Origin of the sequence: Actinokineospora enzanensis DSM 44649 (assembly GCF_000374445.1) — a bacterium.
GTDB classification, from domain to species: domain Bacteria; phylum Actinomycetota; class Actinomycetes; order Mycobacteriales; family Pseudonocardiaceae; genus Actinokineospora; species Actinokineospora enzanensis.
Map to the genome: position 1 here is coordinate 105244 of NZ_KB894423.1, position 16545 is coordinate 121788.

Here is a 16545-nt window from a genome sequence, read left to right on the forward strand (position 1 = left end):
CGCCGACCGTGCGGCCGTCGGCCCGGTACGGTTTCCTGTGCGGCATGGATCCTGTGGCCGCGCTCAAGCAGATCGCGCTGTTCCTGGAGCGGTCCGGCGCGCCATCGGGCAAGGTCCGCGCGTTCCGCCGGGCCGCGGCGGTGATCGAGGAGCTGCCCCCGGACGAGCTGGCCGAGCACGTCCGGGCGGGCACGCTGACCCGGCTGTCCGGCATCGGCCAGGCCATCTCCACGGTCGTCACCGAGGCGGCCGCGGGCGGCGAGCCGAACTACCTGAAGAACCTGATGGCCGACGCGGGCAAACCGGTGGCGGGCGGCGAGGCCCTGCGCGCCGCGCTGAAGGGCGACTGCCACACCCATTCGGACTGGTCCGACGGCGGCAGCCCCATCGAGGAGATGGCCCGCGCCGCGATCGCCCTGGGCCACGAGTGGATGGTCCTCACCGACCACTCCCCCCGCCTGCGGGTGGCCAACGGCCTGAGCGCCGACCGCCTGCGCCGCCAGCTGGAGGTGGTGGCGGAGCTGAACGTCGAGCTGGCCCCGTTCCTCATCCTCACCGGCATCGAGGTCGACATCCTGCTCGACGGCGCCCTGGACCAGGACGAGGCCCTGCTGGCCGAGCTGGACGTGGTGGTCGCCAGCGTGCACTCCAAGCTGGCCATGCCCAGGGCCGAGATGACCGAGCGCATGCTCACCGCCATCGCCAACCCGCACGTCGACATCCTCGGCCACTGCACCGGCAGGCTGGTCACCCGCAAGTCCCGCCCGGAGTCCCAGTTCGACCCCAACGCGGTGTTCTCCGCCTGCGCCCAGTACGGCGTCGCCGTCGAGATCAACTCCCGCCCGGAACGCCTCGACCCGCCCCGCCGTCTCCTGCGCCTGGCCGCCGACCTCGGCTGCGCCTTCGCCATCGACAGCGACGCGCACGCCCCCGGCCAGCTCGACTGGCTCCCCTACGGCTGCGAACGCGCGGAGGACTGCGGCATCGCCCCGGACCGCGTCATCAACACCTGCACGGCCGACGACCTCCTGTCCGCCATCGCCGCCCGCCGCGGTCCGTACTAGTCCGTGTCAGCCCGGTGCGACCCGGCCCCGCGACCGCACCCCATCGAGCCACTCACACCAGCGGCGATCGCGGTGGGATGTCAGGCGCTGACCTCGGTCTTGCGTTCCACGGCGATCCCGAACTCCCGCAGCCCGTGCAGCAGCGCCGCCCGCCCCTCCGGCGACATCCGCTCCAGCACCTCGGCCATGTCCGCCCGCCGCGCGATCCGCAGCCGTTCCAGCAGCGCGCGGCCCTCGCCGGTGAGCACGATCTCGACCTCGCGCCGGTCGGTCGTGGCGGGTCGGCGGTCGAGGAGTCCGGCGGCCTGGAGCCGGTCGCACAGCCTGCTCGCGGAGGACGGGATGGTGCCCAGCTCCTCGGTGAGCCGGGTCAGGTTGATGGGCGCCAGCGTCTCCACGAAGTGCAGGGCGCGCAGCTGCATCGGCGGCACCTTGGGGTACACGTCGGCGTTCGCCCTGGTCAGGACCAGCCCCAGGGCCCGCGCCGCGGTCTCGACCTCGGCAACGTCATCCGCACCGGCTCCTACCACCATGTCCCAACTCTCGCACATCGGCCCCCGCCCGAGCGCGCCCCACGCCACCCGGACATGGGCCACCGCCGCCCGCCCCGGTGTGCGAGTTGTCCACAACCCCCGCGATCCATGCACAGCTCACGACCGGGGGATATCGACAGCCGCCAAGATCGCCTAGCGTCCTCCCCATGGGGCCCGCCCCCCGGGATGGGCCGGGGGCTCGTCCACGCGCGCGCGAGATGGGACGGACAGGGGCAGGGGCGAAAGGGCTGGTCAGCGAAGGATGGGGATGACCTCGTCCAGGCCGGTGATGGCGAGGATGCGGACCAGGAACGCGGGGACGAAGTCCAGCGCCACCTTGGCCCCCAGCGACAGCGCCCTCTTGTGCGCGGCGATGAACACGCTCAGCCCGCTGGAGTCGATGAACGTCAGCCCGCCCAGGTCGACGACGACCTCGCCGCCCTCCTGGATCAGCCCGAGCAGCGCCCGCTTGAACTCGACCGCCGTGTGGGTGTCCAGCTCGCCCTTGATCGCGACGACGATCCGCTCCGCCTCGGTGCCGACGGTGTGCGTGAGCTCGGTCATCGAGCCCCGGCCGCGAGCACGCCGTCACCCCAGTGCCGCGCCACCAGGTCCCGGGCGATCGGGAAGTCCCGGAGATCGGCGGCCAGCAACCGGCCGAGCTCCAGGACGAGCTCCGGGTTCACGTCCCGGGCGTCCAGCAGCGACCCGACCCAGCCCGCGGTCTCGGTCAGCGCCCGCGGGTCATCGGTGATCAACGCCGCCCACACCGCGTGCACCGCCTGGTTGACCACGTCCACCGCGATGGCGTCGACACTGTCCAGCGGCAACGCCTCGGTCGTCACGATCTGGGCCGCCAGCGACCACCGCTCCCGCAGGCCGGTCACGATCCGGTGGTGGGCCAGCTCCAGCGCGGCCTGCTCCCCCGCCGCCCGGCCCGCCATCGGCGGTACGGCCGGGACGACGGTCGGCAGCGCCGCCACGATGTCCACCGCCTCCCGGGCCCCGGGCGCCCACGCGGTCGCCCCCAACGCCTCGGCCCGTGCCGCGTCGCGCCCGAACGCCGATCCGCCCACCACCACCGGGATCCCGGCAGCGGTGCTCGCCTCGATGAACCGCCGCGTGGTCCCCAGCGCCCCGAGGACCGAGCAGCTCACCGCGACCGCGTCCGGCCCCAGGTCGTGCAGGTACTGCCCCAGCTTGGTCGGCGGGGTCGAGGCGCCCAGCAACGTGATGTCCCAGCCCGCCGCGCGCAACGCGGTGCCGACGATCATCGCAGGTAGCGCGTGCCATTCTCGTTCCGCGCAGGCCACCACGACCCGCCCCCGGGTGGCGGGCGTCCGGCGGACCCACCGCGCCACGGCCTCGGTCGCCGAGACGGACACCGCGGTGGCCGCGTGCTCCTCCGCGACCGTCCATTCCCCGCGCTGCCACCGTTCGCCGACCGTCCGCTGGGCGGAGGCGATCACGTCGACCAGCACGTCGACCGGGTCGACCCCGGCCGCCAACAGCCCTTCCACCACGGACACCGCGGTCTCCACCTCGACCGAGGCGAGCGCGCCGTCGAACCGCCCGACCGCGTCGAGCATCTTGTCCCGCACGTGCGAACTACCTCCCGCAGGCCACCGCGAACAGGGCCATGTCGTCATGGGCCCGGCCGCGCAGGTACTCGACCACGTCCTGTTCGACGGCCTCGCACACCGCCTCCGGTCCGGCCCCCGCGTACGCGGGCAGCAGGCCCCGCAACCGGTCCATGCCGTAGAAGCCCTCCGGCCCGCGCGCCTCGTAGATGCCGTCGGTGAACATCACCAGTGCGTCGCCCGGCCCCAGCCGGGTGGTGGTCTCGCGGTAGCCGACGTCCGGCAGGACGCCCGCCACCATCCCGGCGACCTCCACCTGGGTCAGCGTCCCGTCCGCGTGCAGCACCAGCGGCGCCGGGTGTCCGGCCACCGCCAGCGTCACCTCGGCCGAACGCCCGTCCGGGTCCGGCCGGACCCGCGCGCACACGACCGTGACGAACCTGTCCGAGTCCTCCTCATAGAGCACCGAGTTCACCGCGGCCAGCACCCGCGCCGGGCGCCGGTCGAAGTGGAACGCCGTGCGGATGCTCTGCCGGGCCCGCCCGGTGAGCACCGCGGCCTCCACGCCCTTGCCGCAGACGTCGCCGAGCACCAGCAGCCAGTCGCCGTCGCCGCCGTGCACGTCGTAGAAGTCGCCCCCGATGTCCAGGTGCTCGGCGGCGGCCCGGAACCGGGCCGACAGCCGCAGTCCGGGAGTCCGCGGCAGCGCGGGCGGGCGCAGGCTCGCCTGCAGCACCGACGCCACCCGCGACCGGTCCTCGTACAACCGCGCCGAGTCCAGCGCCATCGCGGCCCGCCCGGCGACCTGCTCGGCGAGCGCCACGTCCTCCTCGGGGAACCCCCGCCCCGCGCCGCGGACCAGCACCAGCACGCCCACGGTGACCCCGCGCGCGGTCAGCGCCAGGCCCAGCACGTCAGCCGGGCGCAGCGCGGTGGCCTCGGCGCGCAGCCCGTCGTGCGGGATCATGCTGTCCAGGCCGTCCGCGAAATCCTCTGCCAACGCCACGTGCAGCAGCTCGCTGCGGCCGGAGCGCAGCACCCGCCCGACGCCCAGCTCCTCGGCCGGGATGCCGTCGATGTGCGTGACGAACGTCGGCTCGTGCCCGCCGTGCAGGGCCAGCCGGTCGGTGCGCCGGTCGGCCATGACCAGCATGGCCCAGTCCGCCAGCTCGGGCTTGACCAGCGCGAACAGCCGCAGGACCGTGCGCCGCAGGTTCAGCGACCCGGCCAGCTGCGTGGTGACCTCCCCGGCCAGGTCGGCCCGCTGCCGCGCCCTGGCCAGCAGCTGCTGCTCGGTGGGCGTGCCCTCGGTCTCCGCACCGAGCGGGGGCGGTTGCGCCTGCACGCCCGTACGTCCGTTACCCGACATGTCCGCTTCCTCATCCGGGGACAGGAGAGGAACCCACCCTACCCACACACTAGTTGTCAAGCGGCAACGAAGCGGTCGCGCGGCGCGCCGCGGACTCCCCGTCCCTCTCCGTCGCCGCGGGCACGCCACCGGACACACCGCTGGTGGGCGCGCCGAACTCGGCCCAGACCCACTTGCCGCCGCGCGCCGACTCGTACCCCCAGGCCGTGCTCAGCGCGGCCACGATCGTCAGGCCGCGGCTGCGCTCGGACAGCAGGCTCGGCGGCTTGCGCACCGGCACCTGGTCCGTGTCGTCCCACACCCGCAGCACCACCCGCCCGGCCGACTGGGCCAGCTCCACCACGATCTCGCTCGCGGCCGCGGTGGAGTGCTCGATCGCGTTGGTCACCAGCTCGGAGGTGGCCAACACGATGTCGCTGGTCGACGGCTCGGCCACGCCCCAGGAGCGCAGCGCGGCCCCGACGAAGTCACGGGCCTCCCCCGCCGACCGGCCGATCGGGGGCAGTCGGGTGCCCAGCCTGCGCACCCGGCCGGTACTCGCCGCCTCGCTCACGTCACCTGCCACCACCCCTCGCGCGCTCCGCGCGCCGCTGTCCGACGGCACGTCCTGCCGCCGTTGTCCCGGGAGGACTTGTCCCCGGGGGATTCGACGCGGCTGCCGCGCCGGACGGCCCCGTCCCGGATCCCGGTCCTGACCGGGTCGTTCCTGCCCGCGCCGGTCCCGCTCCCGAGGTTCCCCACGCGTCGGACCGGTCTCCCGCGCACCCCCGCGCGTCTGCCCGTCCACGCCGCGCGGCGACCCGGCGGGGCCGACCGCGCGACCGGCCCCGGTGTCCTGGCCCGCCGCGCGGCGGGCCCGCTGTCCAGACGCGCCATCCGGCGCCGCGGCCTTCACGCCGGGGGGATTACCCCGGTCGGGCCGCGGTGAACCGGACCCGCCCGGGATCGCCCCCGGCGGGCTCAGCCCTTGTCCGGCCCGGTGGCGCCCGCCAGGCCGAACACCTCGGCCAGGCCGGTGATCTCGATGATCCGGCGGACCCGCTCGTGCGGGGCGTCCAGGACCAGGGTGCGATCGCTCTCCTCGGCCTTGCGCAGCGCGGCCACGAGCACCCGCAGCCCGGCCGAGTCCATGAACTCGACCGCGGACAGGTCCACCCGCACGCCGGTGGCGCCCGGCTCGGCCAGGGCCGCGTCGAGGGCCTGCTCCAACTGCGGCGCGGTGGCCAGGTCCACCTCGCCGGTGACCGAGACGACGACCGGGTCGGTGCCCTCGCTGGTGATCTCCACTATCGGTCCTTCCTCAACACCGCGGCCGTGCGCCGCGCTCCCGCGCGGCCGTCCACGCCGACGTCACAGTAGTTGTCCCTGGCCGGTTCCCGCCCGCGAGGCGGCCCCGCCGGGTCGCCGGGGAGGCCGAATGGCCGCTCCCGGGATGGGCCGTTTCGCGCGGTGGGCCCGGGGGTAGTTCCCGGTCGAACCCGCTGTGCGGAGCGGGCACCGAGGAGGGACCAGCCATGGCCGAGATCACCCGCCTGCCCAAGCCCGTCTCCGACGAGTGGGCCTGGCAGCTCAACGGCTCGTGCCGGGGGGCGGACAGCATGATGTTCTTCCACCCCGACGCCGAGCGCGGTCCCGCCCGGCACGCGCGCGAGGAACGGGCCAAGGCCGTCTGCCGCGCCTGCCCCGTGCTGGAGCAGTGCCGCGAGCACGCTTTGGCCGTGCAGGAGCCCTACGGCATCTGGGGCGCCATGGGCGAGGGCGAACGGCGCACGCTGATCGCGCAGCGGCGGCGCTCCCTGCGGGTCTCCTGACCCGCGGGTGCCCCGCACCCACCCCTCCCGGTCGGTTCCCGACCCACTGGCTCCCACCACGAAGCCCGCGTAATCCACGGAGTCCATGAACGACGCCAACCGCGCGCGCTCCACAGACTCCGCCAACTCCGCCAACAACACAGCACCCACGGCATCCCCACGGCCCGGCCCACCCGCACGCCGACCGCTCCCGGGGTGACCGCTCTCCCGGACCTGCCCCGACCCACGCGTGTCCCGCGGTGCGCCTCCCACGCACCGCGCGCGGCGGAGGTCTGTGCGGCGGCCCAACTCAGCCCGCCAGGGTGTCCTCGCCGAGCGCGGCCCGCAGCCGCTCCAGCGTCTTGGCCAGCAGCCGGGACACCTGCATCTGCGACACGCCGACCCGGCGCGCGATGTCGGCCTGGGACATGCCGCGGAAGAACCGCAGCACGATGATCTTCTGCTCACGTTCCGGCAGCTCGGCCAGCAGCGGGCCGAGCGCCCGTCTGTTGTCCACCTCGGCGAGTCGGTCGTCCTCGTAGCCGAAGCGGTCCCCGGCAGGCTCGGCCAGCCGGGCGTCCAGCGAGGTGCCCTGCTTGGCGGCACTGGCCACGAGCGCCTCGTAGACCTGCTCCTTGGTGAGCCCTAAGTGGTCGGCGAGCTCGCTCGGCTTGGGCGCGCGGCCCAGCTTCTGGCTCAGCTCGTTGCGCCCCGCGGCCACCGTGACGTGCAGCTCCTTGAGCTGGCGCGGCACCCGCACGGCCCAGCCGGTGTCCCGGAAGTGCCTGCGCAGCTCGCCCATGATGGTGGGGATGGCGAAGGCGTAGAAGTTGCCCCGGTCCGCCTCGAACCGGTCCACGGCCTTGATCAGCCCGATGGTGGCGACCTGGACCAGGTCCTCCAGCTGGTCGCCGCGCCGGTCGAACTTGCGGGCCAGGTTGCGCGCCAGGTCCATGTGGTCGGCGACCAGGTCGCCGCGCAGCGCGGACCGGCGCTGGTCGTCCGGGGCGAGCGCGGCCAGCTCGCGGAACCGCGCGGCCTGGATCTCGTCCCGGGTGGGTTGCCCCTCGTCGTGGGGGTCGGCGGCAGTGCTCACCGGGGTTCCGTCTCGGCCGGGCCGGGCACCGCGAGCAGCTCGACCTGCACCCGGTAGCCCCCGTCCACGGCGGTCACCCGCTCGGTCACCGAGGCGGCCAGCGCGGTCAGGATCTGCCAGCCCATCGGGTCGGCCGACGGCGGCCGGGAGTGCTCGGAGTCGACCTGCACGCGCACCCGCACGCCGTGCACCTCGGGCTCGAACCAGCAGTACAGCGAGCTGTCCTCCGCGGCGCCGCGGACCAGCAGCGAGCAGGCCTCGTCGACGGCCATCCGCAGGTCCTCGATGGCGTCGAGGTCGAAGTCCATCCGCATCGCGATGTCCGCGGCGAAGGACCGCAACAACGGCACCTGCTCGGCGTCCGCCCACACTCGCACCTCGACGTCGCGCACCCCGTGGCTGCGCGCGACCGGGCTGGTTTCGACCTCAGACACCCTCGTTCCTCCTGCCGTCCTGACGCTGTCGTGGACCGTACCGCGATGCGGGAAAGTGTGGAGCGGGGTGGGATTCGCACTCGTGTGCCCTCAGGCCACCCCGCCCCACAGCGAGAAGATCGCGGGGCAGGACCCTGGTGACTGTTACCCCGATCGTGGCGGCGTCAAACCAGGCTCAGCGGAACAAGTTCCCGGTGTAGGTCGTGGCGAACGACCCCTTGCCGCCGAAGTACTGTCCGACCAGGTAGGCGGGGTCGGTGGCGAGGTATCCGCGCGGGATGTCGCCACCGTCGTTCCCGTCGTCCCAGCCCCAGGGCGCGTTGGCCGCGTTGTCCTTGCCGTTGTCACCGCGGAAGGTGCCGAACGACGCGTAGGTCTCGGCGTTGTTGCGACGCGCCCACATGCCGTTCGCGGCGAAGACGTCGACGAGGGTGTAGCCGACGGAGGAGTCGGTGCCGCCGGACGGGACCTCGGCGGTGCCGCTGGGGTAGTAGACGACACCGTCACCGTCGGGGGCGTGGTCGGCGTTCTTGGCGTAGCAGCCGTGGCCCTTGGCCTCCTGGTAGGTGGTGGGGTGCGGGAGGCCGTCGTAGGTCTGCATCTGGATCTGTCCGTCGATGTTCTCGCGGCCGTCGGTGTAGGGGCTGCCGGGCGGCACGTACGAGTAGAAGTCGGTGTGCGCGACGGTGACCATGGCCTCCAGCGAGCCGTAGGCGGAACCGTCCTTGCGCACGGTCAGCAGCACACCTTCCATGTCGTTCTCGTGTGTGAGCAGCCCGAACGGGTCGGGGATATCGATCCAGTCGCGCGGGTGATAGAAGGAGTAGGTCAGGAACCAGTGGGTGCCGGTCTCGACGACCGAGTAGTAGACGGTGCCGGTCAGCCGGGCGACGGAGTCGTCCTGGTCCTCCCAGTTGTTGAGCGTGTTCCACTCACCGTCGAAGTCGATCCGCGACAGGTAGTCGGCGTCGTAGTCGCTGGAGTCGGTGTCCTGGTAGTGGATGGGCGCCCACCGCGTGGCCAACGCGAGATCGGTGGGCGCTGCGGCGGCGCTGGGCGCGAACACGGTCGCGCCGACCGTGGCCAACGCGGCGGCGAGGGCGGCGATGCGGGGTAAGCGGCTCATCGGCTGTGCTACCTCCGGGGTCGACAACTCGGTAACGAGTTGACTACCGGACGTGCCCGACAACCCGGTGACCACCGCACGAACATCACCCCGACACCGTCCTCGGCACCGGCGAGCACGGCCTACGGGGTTCCCCGGCCAGACCACTACGTCTCAGCAGCCCTCGTCCCCCTGGGCGCGCTCACCGTAGCGAGCGACCGGCCTGTGGACAGCTTCCCGCTTCACCGACTCGAACCCCGTAGCGTGGAAATCGGGGGTCCCCGCAGGCTGTCCACATTCCCGCCACACCATCCCCAGCGACCCGGCACGACCCCCGGTGATCGGCCGCGTTCAGCGCTCCGGCTTGGGTTCAGTCGCCCCAGCCCGCCCCGGCCGCTGCCCCAGCAGCGCGGCAGGCCGGATGGCCGCGGTCCCGAACCGGCTGCGCGCCTTGTCGGCGGCCTGGTCGGCCTCCCGCCACCCCTGCGCGGGCGCGTCGAGCGCGAGCTGCTCGGCCCCGTCCGCCCCCAGCTGCTCCACCCGCACCCCGATCAACCGCACGGCCCCCGGCGGCGTCTGCTCGGCGAGCAGCTGCGCGGCCGTCCGGTAGATCTCCTGCGTGACATCGGTGGCCACGGCCAACGTCCTGGACCGGCTGATGGTCGTGAAGTCCGCGAACCGCACCTTGATCGACACCGTCCGCCCCCGCAGCCCCCGCTCGCGCAGGGTGGCCGCGGTCCGCTCGGACAGCCGCAACAGCTCGCGCCGCAACAGATCCCGATCGAAGTGATCGACCTCGAAGGTCTCCTCCGCCCCGATCGACTTCTCCGCCGCCCCCGGCACCACCGCCCGCTCATCCAGCCCGTTGGCGAGCGCGTGCAGGTGCTCCGCCATCGCCACCCCGAGCAGTCTCCGCAACCGGGGCAACGGCGCGGCCGCGACATCCGCCACCCGCTCCAGCCCCGAGTCGTACAGCCGCTCGGCGGTCCGCTTGCCGACCCCCCACAGCGCCGACACCGGCAGCGGCCGCAGGAACTCCCCCACCTCGTCCCGCGGCACCACCATCATCCCGTCCGGCTTCGCCAACCCGGACGCGAGCTTCGCGACGAACTTGGTGGCCCCGACCCCGACCGAGCACACGATCCCGTGCTCGTCCAGCACCCGCCGCCGGATCTCCGCCCCGACCCCCGCGGGCGTCATCCGCAACCGCCGCAACGCCCCCCGCACGTCGAGAAACGCCTCATCCAGACTCAACGGTTCCACCACCGGCGTGATCTCCCGGAAGATCGCCAACACTCCCGCGGAAACCTGCTGGTAGAGCGCGAAGGTAGGCGGGAGATAGACGGCCTGCGGACACAACCGCCGCGCCTGCCCGGTCGGCATGGCCGACCGCACCCCGAACCGCCGCGCTATGTAGTTCGCCGACGACACGACGCCCCGGGGCCCCACACCCCCGACCACGACGGGCTTGTCCACCAGCTCGGGCCGCTCCCGGATCTCGACGGAGGCGTAGAAGGCGTCCATATCGACATGCAGGATCGAACACCCATCATCGTCCGGCCACCCCCCATCCACCGCCTTGTACCGCTCGACCAGCCCGCGCGGCAGGTCCCCACTACGCCCCATACCCCAGACCCAACCACACCCCACCGACACCAGACGACCACGCCATCGCCCCAGCTCACACCCCCCGAACCCCCACCCACCAGCCCTGTGGACAGCTAGTGGTGCCATCAAGGACTTCCAGGCCCCTGAACAGCGCCAATAGCGTCACACGCAGGCTAGCCCCAGATGGGAGGGGCAGCGCGAGAGGGGCGATGAAGGGCATGGTGGAGCCGCGTGCGAAAAGAGAGGCGATCAGCCAAGCTCGACAGCAGTGTGTCCGCGGCAAGCAGGACACACGCGCCCTACCCTCGCGCGATCGCGTGCAGCTTCGTCGCGATGTCCCGCAGCGGCGGGATGACCGCCGCCGCCAGTTCCAGCTCCGCCAACGCCTCCTGTGCCCCCGGACTCGACTCCAGCACCGCACCCGGCACCAGGTCCGCGACCACCGACTGCCCCTGCACCAACTCCACCGTCAGCCCGGCCCCCGCCAACAGCTCCCGCAACCCCTCGGTGTCGAACCGCCGCAGCAACGACTCCCCCGACACCCCGAGCGCCCCGGTCTCGTGGTCGAGCAGCCGCCGCGCGTCGTGCAGCTTGCCGGAGATGGCGCGGTGCAGCACTGTCGCGAACCGGTTCGCGACCAGTACCGACAGCACACCGCCCGGCGCCACGGCCCCGGCCATGCCCGCGACGGTCGCGGCCGGGTCGTCCACGACCTCCAGCAGGCCGTGCGCCAGCACCAGGTCGGCCGAGGCGGGCTTGACCAGCTGGTCGAGCGCGTCGCTGTCGCCCTGGACGGCGGTGATGCGGTCCGCGACGCCCGCCTCCTTGGCGCGGCGGTGCAGGGTGGCGAGGGCGTTGGGGCTGGGTTCGACCACGGTGACGGCGCAGCCCTGGGCGGCGAGGGGGACGGCGAGGACACCGCTGCCGCCGCCGACGTCGAGGACGCGCGGGGCGGCGCCGCCGCGGCGGGCTCGGGCGGCGGTCAGCTCGGTGTCGAGTACCTGGCGAACAGCATCCGGTCGCATGGACACGAACTGTAGAGACTCTAAGGTCTAGGTCGTGCAAACGGTGGCAGTGCTCAGCCTCAAGGGTGGCGTGGGGAAGACCACGGTGGTGCTCGGCCTCGCGTCGGCCGCGCTGCGCCGCGGGGCGCGGACACTGGTCGTGGACCTGGATCCGCAGTGCAACGCCACCGCCACCCTGGACCCGGTGGAGACGGAGGCCACGCTCGCCGACGTGCTGGAGACGCCGCGCGCGGCGGTGTTGCGAGCGGCGATCGCGCCGAGTGCGTGGAGTGACGAGGTCGACGTGCTGGTCGGGTCGGAGGAGCTGGAGTCGCTCAACGACCCGGATCCGGGGATGCGGCGGTTGGAGAAGCTGGGGCGGGCCCTGGCAGAGCTGCGGTCGCTGCTTGCGGAGGGTGAGCTGCCGTATCAGTTGGTGTTGTTGGACTGTCCGCCGTCGTTGGGCCGGTTGACCCGCTCGGCGCTGGTAGCCGCGCAGGGTGCGTTACTGGTCACGGAACCCACCATCTACGCGGTATCAGGGGCACAACGCGCGTTCGAGGCGGTAGAGGAAACGCGGCGGGAACAGAACCCGAACCTGGTACCGCTGGGCGTCGTGGTCAACCGCGTGCGCACGCACTCGTACGAGCACCAGTTCCGCATCGCCGAACTGCGGGAGAGCTTCGGTTCGCTGGTGATGCCGGTAGCACTGCCGGACCGGTTGGCCGTGCAGCAGGCGCAGGGCGCGTGCATGCCCATCCACAACTGGCACACACCGGGCGCGCGCGAGGTCGCGTTGGCGTTCAACCTGCTGCTCGCCCGCGTCCTGCGCACCGGCGGCCGGGGCAGACACCAGGCGATCGCGTGGCCGGACGACGACAACGAAGCATCCGGCGAATGACCTGATGCCCGAGGGTGACACCGTCTACCGCACCGCGGCCGTCCTGACCGACGCGCTCGCGGGGCACGTGCTCGTGCGCGGCGAGCTCCGCCACCCGCGCCTGTCCACTGTGGATCTCGCCGGGCGCGTCCTGCGCGGCGTCCGCACCGTGGGAAAACACCTGTTCGTGCGCTTCGACCACGACCTGAGCCTGCGCAACCACCTCGGCATGGACGGCTCGTGGCGCGTCTACCCGGCACACGCGCGCTGGCGCCTGCCCGCCCACCAGGCCCGCGCCGTGCTCGCGTCCGACGAGCGGCAGGCCGTCGGTTACCTGTTGCGGGACATGGCTTTGGTGCCGACATCCGAAGAGGACGGACTGGTCGCCCACCTCGGCCCGGACCTACTGGATCCGTCCTGGGGCCCCGAGCACGCCCGCGCGGCGCTGGCCCGGCTGACCGCCGACCCGACCCGCGAGATCGGCCAGGCCATCCTCGACCAGCGCGTCATGGCAGGCGTCGGGAACGTCTTCAAGTCCGAGATCTGCTTCCTGCTGGGCGTGTCGCCGTGGACGCCGGTGTCCGAAGTGGACGTGGAGCGCGCGGTGGCCTTGGGTCGAGACCTGTTGGACCGCAACAAGATGAGCGTCGACCGGGTGACCACCGGCGACCATCGCCCCGACCGGCAGCTCTGGGTGTACGGCCGCCGCACCACTCCGTGCCTGGTCTGCGGCGGTCGGGTACTCGTGGGCACCCAGGGGCCGGTGGCCCAGGAACGCGTCACCTACTTCTGTCCTCGGTGCCAGCCCGGCCCGCGGGACTGAAATCGCTGTTCCGGGGCGGTGACGAGTGTCTACAGTGCCGCCATTCGAGAGGGGCGGCGGGTGAAGCTGGACGGACGAGAGTGGCGGATGCTGGTCAGCAGCGTCCGCCTGGGTGACGAGCGCTACCGGGTGATTCGTCCCGAGCGCCCGATCCCGCACGCCTCGCTCTACGACGGCAGGCTCGGCGCGGAACTGGCTGTGGACAAGGACGGGGCTCTGGATATCGCGTTCGCGTGGTGGCTGGCCGCGCGCTCGCCGCGCAGTCTCGTCTACCTGCCGCTGCGGTCGGGCAAGTCGACGTGCGGCGAGGAGTACGGCGGCCGGAAGCTCGACCTGGTGCTGCTGCACCACACACTCCAGTTCCGCGCGTCGCGGTGGAAGCAGGTCCGGTCGCGCCTGTCACCGGCCGCGATCCACAAGATGACGCTCCCGCCGCGCCCGTTCCGCCCGTTCGATCTTGACGCGCATGTGCGCCCTCACCAGGACGACTTCCGCGATCACCTGCGCTGGTCGCTCGCCGCGGACACGTTGTTCCTGATCGGCAGCAGGCAGGCATACGAGCGCCAGGGGGACGCGCTCCGAACGCTGGCCGAGGACTGCCCGACACATCTCGCGGAGAACCCCGAGACGCATTGCTGCGCGGAGATCGACCTGGGTCGGATCAATGTCCGGCCGGTGGATCACCGGAACCCACCCAGCATGCTGCACGTCGTGCGCTGCCACCGGCACATCCGGTGAGGGTCAGCAGAAGATCAGACCGCAGGGCTCGTGCGTGCGGGTGGTCGTCGTGGTGGTCGCCGGAGGCCGGGTCGTGGTGGGCGGTACTGTCGTCGTCGGCTTGACCGTGGTCGTGGTGGTCACCGGCGGCGGTGGCGGCGGCGCCTCGGTGGTGGTCGTGGTCGACGTCGGTGCCGTTGTCGAGGTCGTCGAGGAGGCGGCTCCCGAGGAGGTCGTCGACGCGGCCGACATCGGGACGGACTGCTGCTGCGCGGACGTCGGGGCGGCACTCGGCGTTCCCGACGACGGTAAGGGCTGCGGCACCGTCTCCGCGGCGGGGCGGGCCTCCGGCAGAACGGCGCCGTGGGCCCCGAGCCCCTCGTAGAACAGGGCGGCCGCGGTGGCTCCCACGACCACGCCCACCGCGAATCGTCCCGGTCGATCCTGTAGTGCCCGCACCGCAGGGTCTCCCCACTAGTGAGTGATATTCACACACTCTAGGCATGTGGTTGGCCACCCTAGCACCGTCAATCCCGGGTGACGCGGGAAAAGCGTTTGTCGCCGTGCGGCGCACCGCCTAGGTTCGGATGTACACGAGAGAGGAGGTGGTCCAACGGTGTATTCCCATAGGACTCGTGAGGTGGCTGTCCGCTAGGACCACCCCATCCACACGATGGCAGCCGGCCCATCGCACACGGCTGACACCGGTTCCCCGGTGCCGTAGGCGCGGGCGCGTGGTCGGCGAATACCAGGCAGTCACCCAGCCCTCGGGCACCCGGGACCCAGTCCGCCCCGGGCCCATCCGCCACCTTGTCGGATGGGAGCGCGCCCGGGGGCTGTCCTATGCCCGCCTCAGGTCACTCGACGGTGGCCACACCGCCTGCAGACCCTCGCAGAGTGACCACACCTTCACCCCATCAGGCGCTGTGGACAGGGAACTTTCCCGGGCGTGTCATTCGTTGCGAGTAAAGAGGTGGGGGCGAGCGGGAAGCAAACGCAAAGCCCCGCGCCCCGGCCAGACCCCACGGAGAATACGAACCCCCCGCCGACCCCCCGAAGCCGACGACACCACCGACCCGAGACCGCCCGACGTTCCGATCACCGGGCATGGCCTGGCCGTCGGGCGCGCCTGCCGAACGCCAGGTGCCGGGCGGCGCCGGTTGAGAGCCCCGGTCCGGGTCCGGCCGAAAGTCCGGGTGAGCGGAAGGCCGCGACGCCGCCGCCTGTAAGGCCAGCCGCGCGGCGGCCGAACGCTCCACCGCCCGCCATACGGGCAAAGCCATCAGACCGGGCAGGCCCCGGGCACCGCGCGGGCGAGTCGCTGCTCTGGGGAGCGGAGCAATGAGCGCGGCCGGATCCGGGCAAGTGTCCATCCGGGCAGGCGTCGTCGATCTCACGGGCGGCGGATTGCGCCGCGCATCCAGCGGCGAGCACCGGCAAATTGCTCCGTGCACGCAGCGGTTACCTAGCGGCTTGCACTGGACACGGCGGAGCGAACCATGCCGACAAGGCCAGCGGGTCACGGCGAGCATCGCGACGCCAGTCCCGCGGACGGCGGATTGCTCCGCATCGAGCGGCAGGTACCCCGGGGCAATCGCTCCGCGCACGCCGCGACGAATACACCGAGACCTGCGCCGCACACGGCGAAGCAAACCAGGCCGACAAGGCCAGCAGATCACGGCAAGTTCCGCGATCAACGGTGTCCGTCCGCGTCAGCGGTCCTCGACTTGTTGGAGTTTCCGCCACGCCTGGCCTGCCGCGCGTTCGGCGGCCTTGGCCTCCCGGCGGGCGGTCTGGAGTCGGCGGCGGGCGTCGAGTTCCGCGTGTTCGGCCTCGTCCAGTAGTTCGTTGATCTCCCGGACCCGCTGTTCGGCCACCGTCACGGCCTCCTCCGCCGCGTCCACCTGGCGGTCGGCGTCCGCCCGCTGGGCTTCGGCGTCCTTGACCGCCGCCTTCGCCTCGGACAGTGCGGCGCGGCGTCGAGTCGCAGCCGGGTCGCGGCTGGGTTTCGCGGCCGGAGTCGGTTTCGCCTGACCGGTCGGACCAGCAGGCGCGAGCGTCAGCCCTGGCCACGCCTGTTCCACCCGCAGATCCTTCGCCGAAGCCAACCGACCGGCACGCAACGTCTCACCGGCTGTCTCATCCGCGACGGCAGCGGCGAACATCTCCTCAAGCTCACGCGTGATCGACTCGCTCAGCCCGTCGCCCGCCAGCTGCACCAGCCGCGCGATCAGTTCCGTGCGCTGCTTCGTCAGCTCCCGCAGCCGCGCCCCCTCGGCCGCGCTGTGTGCCTCGCGCAGGTCGGTGCCGAGTTCCGTCAGGGCGTCGACCTCGGACGGGTGGGCCCGGACCAGGCGGTTGACCAGCCAGGCCGCCGTGGTCGGCTTGGTCAGTTTCTCGATTCGGGCAGCGGCCTCGCGGTCTCCCGCCTCCCGCGCGCGCCGGGCCAGTTCGCGGCGGGCGGGGACGAACTCCTCCCTGGGCAGGGTGTACAGCTCGTCCACGTCGGTCACACCGTCCATCATGGTCCACCGGCCCGGGT

General features: G+C 72.5%; 18 protein-coding genes. 6 read left to right on the top strand and 12 right to left on the bottom strand.

Features of this window, described 5'->3' with window-relative positions:
* The first annotated feature begins 44 nt into the window (after window positions 1-44).
* Entirely contained in the window at window positions 45-1064 is a 1020-nt protein-coding gene (locus C503_RS0122960) for a PHP domain-containing protein (protein ID WP_026316599.1), read from the top strand.
* A gap of 80 nt (window positions 1065-1144) precedes the next feature.
* On the opposite strand, the gene C503_RS40455 is transcribed toward C503_RS0122960, so the two are convergent.
* The 6 genes from C503_RS40455 to C503_RS0122990 form a co-directional block, all read right to left on the bottom strand.
* Entirely contained in the window at window positions 1145-1597 is a 453-nt protein-coding gene (locus tag C503_RS40455; protein WP_018684577.1) for a MarR family transcriptional regulator, read from the bottom strand.
* A gap of 252 nt (window positions 1598-1849) precedes the next feature.
* On the bottom strand, window positions 1850-2161 hold the full coding sequence (locus tag C503_RS40460) for an STAS domain-containing protein (protein ID WP_018684578.1): 312 nt from the start codon (window positions 2159-2161) through the stop codon (window positions 1850-1852).
* The gene (locus tag C503_RS0122975; protein ID WP_018684579.1) at window positions 2158-3198 is read right to left on the bottom strand and encodes a cobalamin B12-binding domain-containing protein; all 1041 of its coding nucleotides are present in this window, start codon (window positions 3196-3198) and stop codon (window positions 2158-2160) included. Before C503_RS0122975 ends, C503_RS40460 begins: the two co-directional genes overlap by 4 nt.
* A gap of 7 nt (window positions 3199-3205) precedes the next feature.
* Window positions 3206-4546, bottom strand: coding sequence for a PP2C family protein-serine/threonine phosphatase (locus C503_RS0122980; RefSeq protein WP_084477268.1), 1341 nt, complete (start codon window positions 4544-4546; stop codon window positions 3206-3208).
* Window positions 4547-4595: 49 nt separating this feature from the next.
* The gene (locus C503_RS40465; RefSeq protein WP_245572566.1) at window positions 4596-5111 is read right to left on the bottom strand and encodes an ATP-binding protein; all 516 of its coding nucleotides are present in this window, start codon (window positions 5109-5111) and stop codon (window positions 4596-4598) included.
* A 395-nt stretch (window positions 5112-5506) separates the two neighbouring features.
* The gene (locus C503_RS0122990; protein WP_018684582.1) at window positions 5507-5833 is read right to left on the bottom strand and encodes an STAS domain-containing protein; all 327 of its coding nucleotides are present in this window, start codon (window positions 5831-5833) and stop codon (window positions 5507-5509) included.
* Between the two features lie 227 nt (window positions 5834-6060).
* Between C503_RS0122990 and C503_RS0122995 the strand changes: the two genes are divergently transcribed.
* Window positions 6061-6357, top strand: coding sequence for a WhiB family transcriptional regulator (locus C503_RS0122995; protein ID WP_018684583.1), 297 nt, complete (start codon window positions 6061-6063; stop codon window positions 6355-6357).
* 289 nt (window positions 6358-6646) lie between these two features.
* Here the strand turns inward: C503_RS0122995 and C503_RS0123000 are convergent, their stop codons facing one another.
* From C503_RS0123000 to C503_RS0123020, 5 genes are all read right to left on the bottom strand, one after another.
* Entirely contained in the window at window positions 6647-7432 is a 786-nt protein-coding gene (locus tag C503_RS0123000; RefSeq protein WP_018684584.1) for a SigB/SigF/SigG family RNA polymerase sigma factor, read from the bottom strand.
* Window positions 7429-7866, bottom strand: a complete 438-nt coding sequence (locus C503_RS40470) for an ATP-binding protein (RefSeq protein WP_018684585.1) — start codon at window positions 7864-7866, stop codon at window positions 7429-7431. Before C503_RS40470 ends, C503_RS0123000 begins: the two co-directional genes overlap by 4 nt.
* Before the next feature lie 175 nt (window positions 7867-8041).
* Window positions 8042-8992, bottom strand: coding sequence for a hypothetical protein (locus tag C503_RS0123010; protein ID WP_018684586.1), 951 nt, complete (start codon window positions 8990-8992; stop codon window positions 8042-8044).
* A 330-nt stretch (window positions 8993-9322) separates the two neighbouring features.
* A complete protein-coding gene (locus tag C503_RS0123015; protein ID WP_026316602.1) occupies window positions 9323-10597 on the bottom strand; it encodes a DNA polymerase IV in 1275 nt (424 codons plus the stop codon).
* A gap of 281 nt (window positions 10598-10878) precedes the next feature.
* Window positions 10879-11604 carry a class I SAM-dependent methyltransferase gene (locus tag C503_RS0123020; protein ID WP_018684588.1) on the bottom strand — a complete coding sequence of 242 codons (726 nt, stop codon included), beginning with the start codon at window positions 11602-11604 and terminating at the stop codon, window positions 10879-10881.
* A gap of 34 nt (window positions 11605-11638) precedes the next feature.
* Here C503_RS0123020 and C503_RS0123025 point away from each other — a divergent pair, with 34 nt between their 5' ends.
* Genes C503_RS0123025 through C503_RS0123040 form a run of 4 tightly spaced genes read left to right on the top strand, consistent with a single transcriptional unit; the run spans window position 11639 to window position 14388 of the window.
* Complete coding sequence (locus C503_RS0123025; protein WP_026316603.1) at window positions 11639-12484, top strand: ParA family protein; 846 nt, start codon at window positions 11639-11641, stop codon at window positions 12482-12484.
* Between the two features lie 4 nt (window positions 12485-12488).
* Complete coding sequence (locus tag C503_RS0123030) at window positions 12489-13286, top strand: DNA-formamidopyrimidine glycosylase family protein (protein ID WP_018684590.1); 798 nt, start codon at window positions 12489-12491, stop codon at window positions 13284-13286.
* Window positions 13287-13346: 60 nt separating this feature from the next.
* Window positions 13347-14024 carry a hypothetical protein gene (locus C503_RS0123035; protein ID WP_026316604.1) on the top strand — a complete coding sequence of 226 codons (678 nt, stop codon included), beginning with the start codon at window positions 13347-13349 and terminating at the stop codon, window positions 14022-14024.
* Between the two features lie 34 nt (window positions 14025-14058).
* Window positions 14059-14388 (top strand): hypothetical protein, encoded by a 330-nt coding sequence (locus tag C503_RS0123040; RefSeq protein ID WP_026316605.1) that lies wholly within the window; start codon window positions 14059-14061, stop codon window positions 14386-14388.
* Window positions 14389-15715: 1327 nt separating this feature from the next.
* Here C503_RS0123040 and C503_RS0123045 read toward each other — a convergent pair.
* Complete coding sequence (locus C503_RS0123045; protein ID WP_156893407.1) at window positions 15716-16516, bottom strand: coiled-coil domain-containing protein; 801 nt, start codon at window positions 16514-16516, stop codon at window positions 15716-15718.
* Between the last annotated feature and the right edge of the window lie 29 nt (window positions 16517-16545).

Excerpts from the sequence above, each read along its gene's own strand:
- C503_RS0122980 (WP_084477268.1), bottom strand. The coding sequence starts at position 4,546 with ATGTCGGGTAACGGACGTACGGGCGTGCAGGCGCAACCGCCCCCGCTC.
- C503_RS0123020 (WP_018684588.1), bottom strand. The coding sequence starts at position 11,604 with ATGCGACCGGATGCTGTTCGCCAGGTACTCGACACCGAGCTGACCGCC.
- C503_RS40455 (WP_018684577.1), bottom strand. The coding sequence starts at position 1,597 with ATGGTGGTAGGAGCCGGTGCGGATGACGTTGCCGAGGTCGAGACCGCG.
- C503_RS40460 (WP_018684578.1), bottom strand. The coding sequence starts at position 2,161 with ATGACCGAGCTCACGCACACCGTCGGCACCGAGGCGGAGCGGATCGTC.
- C503_RS0123030 (WP_018684590.1), top strand. The coding sequence starts at position 12,489 with ATGCCCGAGGGTGACACCGTCTACCGCACCGCGGCCGTCCTGACCGAC.
- C503_RS0123015 (WP_026316602.1), bottom strand. The coding sequence starts at position 10,597 with ATGGGGCGTAGTGGGGACCTGCCGCGCGGGCTGGTCGAGCGGTACAAG.
- C503_RS0122995 (WP_018684583.1), top strand. The coding sequence starts at position 6,061 with ATGGCCGAGATCACCCGCCTGCCCAAGCCCGTCTCCGACGAGTGGGCC.
- C503_RS0122960 (WP_026316599.1), top strand. The coding sequence starts at position 45 with ATGGATCCTGTGGCCGCGCTCAAGCAGATCGCGCTGTTCCTGGAGCGG.
- C503_RS0123010 (WP_018684586.1), bottom strand. The coding sequence starts at position 8,992 with ATGAGCCGCTTACCCCGCATCGCCGCCCTCGCCGCCGCGTTGGCCACG.